At 58.4% G+C, this 3,880-nt stretch carries 3 protein-coding genes; 1 reads left to right on the top strand and 2 read right to left on the bottom strand.

Annotated elements, in window-relative coordinates; all coding sequences use genetic code 11:
• Positions 1-25: 25 nt before the first annotated feature.
• Positions 26-1,453 carry an adenylosuccinate lyase gene (gene purB, locus WAW39_RS17535; RefSeq protein ID WP_422320482.1) on the bottom strand — a complete coding sequence of 476 codons (1,428 nt, stop codon included), beginning with the start codon at positions 1,451-1,453 and terminating at the stop codon, positions 26-28.
• A 440-nt stretch (positions 1,454-1,893) separates the two neighbouring features.
• Here purB and WAW39_RS17530 point away from each other — a divergent pair, with 440 nt between their 5' ends.
• Entirely contained in the window at positions 1,894-2,460 is a 567-nt protein-coding gene (locus WAW39_RS17530; protein ID WP_422320481.1) for a response regulator, read from the top strand.
• 763 nt (positions 2,461-3,223) lie between these two features.
• On the opposite strand, the gene WAW39_RS17525 is transcribed toward WAW39_RS17530, so the two are convergent.
• A complete protein-coding gene (locus WAW39_RS17525; RefSeq protein ID WP_422320480.1) occupies positions 3,224-3,667 on the bottom strand; it encodes a helix-turn-helix domain-containing protein in 444 nt (147 codons plus the stop codon).
• Positions 3,668-3,880 lie beyond the last annotated feature (213 nt).

Below are 3,880 nucleotides of genomic sequence, written 5' to 3'. Positions count from 1 at the left end.
CGCTGTGAGAGTGCTCGATTGAAGACTACAAAATCACCCCCGGCTCATACTTCGCGGCTTGGGGGTACTCTTTCTTGATGGCGGCCACGTGTTCGCAGAAGGCGTCCACCTGCTGGGGGGCGTCGCCGGCGTTGGCTTTGCCGGCTTCGACGAGGCGCTGCATGTCTTCGGCGGTGAGGGTGAGGCGCACGTCTTCCACGAGGCGGGCGAGGAGGTCGTTTTCGCGCACTTTGCCGGTGCGCAGGTCCTTGGCCACCTGCACGGCGTGCTCTTTGATCACTTCATGAGCGGTCTCGCGACCAGCCCCTGCTTTGACGGCTTCCATCATGACGGTGGTCGTCAGCAGGAAGGGCAGGTAGCGCATGAGCTCCTGCTCCACCACGGCTTCGAAGATTTCCATCTGATTGAGCACGGTGAGCAGCGTCTCCAGCAGGCCGTCCATGGCGAGGAAGGCGTCCGGCAGCATGACGCGGCGGACGACGGAGCAGGAGACGTCCCCTTCATTCCACTGATCACCCGCCAGACCGGAGGCCATGGTGAGGTAGCCTTTGAGGATGACGTGCAGGCCGTTGATGCGCTCGCAGGAGCGGCTGTTCATCTTGTGCGGCATGGCGGAGGAGCCCACCTGCCCTTTCGCAAAGCCTTCGCTGGCGAGTTCCTGCCCGGCCATGAGGCGCAGCGTTCGCGCAAAGCTGGACGGACCGCTGGCGAGCTGGCAGAGCGAGGCGACGACCTGCAAATCCAGGCTGCGCGGATACACCTGCCCCACGGCATTGAAGGCCGCCGGCATGCCGAGGTGCTTCAGGATGCTGCTTTCCAGCTCGGCCGCTTTTTTCGCGTCACCATTAAAGAGAGTGATCTGATCCAGCCGGGTGCCCACGGCACCCTTCAGCCCACGCGCCGGGTAGCTGGAAATGAGATGCTGCAGATCGCCAAAGGCCACGAGCAGCTCCTCGCCAAACATCGCCAGGCGCTTGCCCAGGGTGGTCACCTGCGCGGCCACGTTGTGCGTACGCGCGGTCAGCGGAATGTCACGCGTCTCCTTGGCGCGACGTGCGAGACCCACGAGAGCCGCCACGCATTTGGAGCGGACCTCTAATAGAGAGCGGAAAACCTGAAGCTGCTCCACGTTCTCAGTCAGGTCGCGGCTGGTCATGCCTTTATGCAGGTGCTCGTGGCCCGCGAGGTCGCAGAATTCCTCGATGCGTGCCTTCACGTCATGCCGCGTCACGCGCTCGCGCTCCATGATGGAGGCCACGTTTACCTGATCCTTCACCTTTTCATAGGCTTCAATCACGCCATCCGGCACGCCGATGCCGAGATCGCGCTGGCCTTTCAGAACTGCGATCCAATAATCGCGCTCCAGTCTGACTTTCCCTTCAGGCGACCAAAGGGCGCGCATGGAGGCGGTGGCGTAACGTTCAGCGAGGACATTGGGGATGGAATCAGACATGGGAGGATTGATCTAGGCCAAGCCTGGCGACTTGGCAAATGGGTTGCCTCAGGTACACCCACTGCAAAAAAGCCATCTCCCCATGGGCACGCGTAACATATTGGAATACAAACACTCATCGTAGCCACCATCTAAATAAAATTTAGACCATTGGACTGGCTCTATTCCTCACGCTCGATGCTCCCCATTCTGGATTGATAGCAATTGTATGATATTCTTCAGGATTTCCGAAGTTTTTTAGCTAGCACACACTTTTGGTTTGCAATTGTGGCAATAATTCGCAAATCTACCAATTATCTGGAACCACACATTTAGCCACATCCCGATATTTACCCCGTAATGATAGAAATTATCGGTTAACGTTGTTAACAACTTCTCAACGAGACTCAGTTTCGATTTTTACAGTTAATCGCAGGCAACAAGACACACCCCCCAATTTTATGGCCGATCTAGCAGCACCCGAACTTATGACCGTTAAAGAGACCGCGGAATACCTCCGCATCCCTCTTCCAACGGTTTATTACCTCGTCCAGCGTGGCCAGTTGCCCGCTGTGCAAATCGGTGGTCGCTGGCGCATCAAGCGCAGCCTGCTTGACCGCGATGTGCTGCGCAAGGAAGACGAAGCCGGGCAGCCCACCGTCATGGTGGTGGATGATGACCCCGCCCTGCAGGCCCTCTTCAAGCAGTTCCTCAAGAAGGCGGGTTTCGGACGCCTCGTCGTCGGCACCGGCGCTGAAGCCATCACCATGGCGAAGAAGCAGAAGTTTGACTTCGTCTTCCTCGACCTCAAGCTCCCGGACGTTCCTGGAGATGAAGTGTATTCCCAGCTCAAGGCGCTGTATCCGGATCTCCCCATCGTGGTGATCACCGGCTACCCTGACAGCGAAATCCTCAGCCGTATACTCTCCCACGGACCGGTGACGGTGATCAAGAAGCCGATCGAGTACGATCAGCTCAATCTCGCCGTGAAGCAGCTCGGCCACAAAGGCGCCGAAGCCGCCGCCTGAGTGTAGGACAGCCCGGTCACTCTCCCCACTTCAGCCCCGTCAGCATCCCTGGCGGGGCTTTTTGTTTGGAGAAATGGAGCGCGGAATTTATTCCGCAGCACTCCGCAAGCGTACAGCGGCCCCGAGCTTCTAACACATCCGCTTTAAGCCATGAATGATCATCATTGCGATTTCGTCGCAATCGAGCACCACATCGGTGTGATGAGAATGATTCGCGAATAAGAATCTGGCGCTTCGGCGGAGTGCTGCGGACTGGAAGTCCGCGCTCCTTGGCCGCCTAGTTTCCTCGACCCGCAGCGGATGAAAGGGGGGCTTTCACACCCTCAGTGCCCCCTCTCAGCAACGTCCCATGCCTGCTGCCTTTCCGCATTCCAAGGACGGCGCACCTTTTTGAGCGCCCGCGACGCCACAGACCCTAAGCTTCGGACCCGCACAGCGGTTCCCTACCAGCCCTTCGCTCCCTCCGCCTTTCGGCGGCTCTCCTCGCTACTATGGCCTCTGCTGACTTCTGGCCGGCTCTCGCCAGACAGGCCTCCTTGGGTAAGAACATGAGCTTTCCCCTCGTGCCACGGACCTCTGCTTGATGCGTCTTGATGGTCTTCGGACTTCGCGTTTCCTGGCACGCTCGTCGCCGCATCCTGCCTTCGTGTTCCTGTGGTCGAGAGTTTGCCCCGGACTTTTTTCAGCCACGGCCTCGCGGCCGCTGCCTTGTCCTTCGGCTACGGTTAACTCCCATCGTTTCCGATCAGCTCCTTTCATCTGATTAGTTCATGTTCATGCCAAGCACACTAGGGCGGCTTGTCCTCAAGCCGCCATCGCACGTCTCCTCGCCTTCATCCTGGAAATCCGTGCCCGCATTCGCGGCAGCGGCATGGGCGTGGCTCTCGTGAATCGCAGGCCGCAGGTTCTCTTGGAGGTTCTGCTTTTCCCCGGTGCCTCTGCGCTTCGACGCGGCGGGCTGGGGACAGCCCGCCCCACCCTGCAGCCCTGTGCCGTCCACATGAAAGCGCGCCCGCAGCGTGGCCTCCACCTCCGCCAGATCGTAGCGGACGGACTTGCCGATCCTGTAATGCCCCAGCACGCCGGAGCGCGTGAGATTGTCGATGATGCGAACGCACAGGCCGTAGTGAGCAGCCACCTGTTTTCGCGTGATCTTCCCCGCCGGAAGGCTGGAAGCCGATGAGTGTGTCGATGATGAGTGATGCATGACACCTTTTTAAATTGGGTCCCAATTTCAGATGTCAAAGCAATTATTGCATTTTATTACATGGCGAATCATTCCATGTCCCTCTGGGCTACAATAGAGCATGGTGTGGTATGTGGCTCAGCGAAGGATAAATCGCTCTTTTTCACCGCAGAGATGGGAACGCCGCAGAGATTTTTCTGAATCTGCCAAATGTGTGAAAACTGCTGGCGCGGA

This window comes from Prosthecobacter sp., from assembly GCF_049294395.1.
In the GTDB taxonomy this organism is placed as follows: domain Bacteria; phylum Verrucomicrobiota; class Verrucomicrobiia; order Verrucomicrobiales; family Verrucomicrobiaceae; genus Prosthecobacter.
The sequence above is the reverse complement of the archived record's forward strand: the minus strand, read 5'-3'. Positions and strand labels throughout refer to the sequence as shown.

Bases quoted from the DNA above. Each gene is read 5' to 3' on its own strand.
- purB (WP_422320482.1), bottom strand. From the start codon at position 1,453: ATGTCTGATTCCATCCCCAATGTCCTCGCTGAACGTTACGCCACCGCC.
- WAW39_RS17530 (WP_422320481.1), top strand. From the start codon at position 1,894: ATGGCCGATCTAGCAGCACCCGAACTTATGACCGTTAAAGAGACCGCG.
- WAW39_RS17525 (WP_422320480.1), bottom strand. From the start codon at position 3,667: ATGCATCACTCATCATCGACACACTCATCGGCTTCCAGCCTTCCGGCG.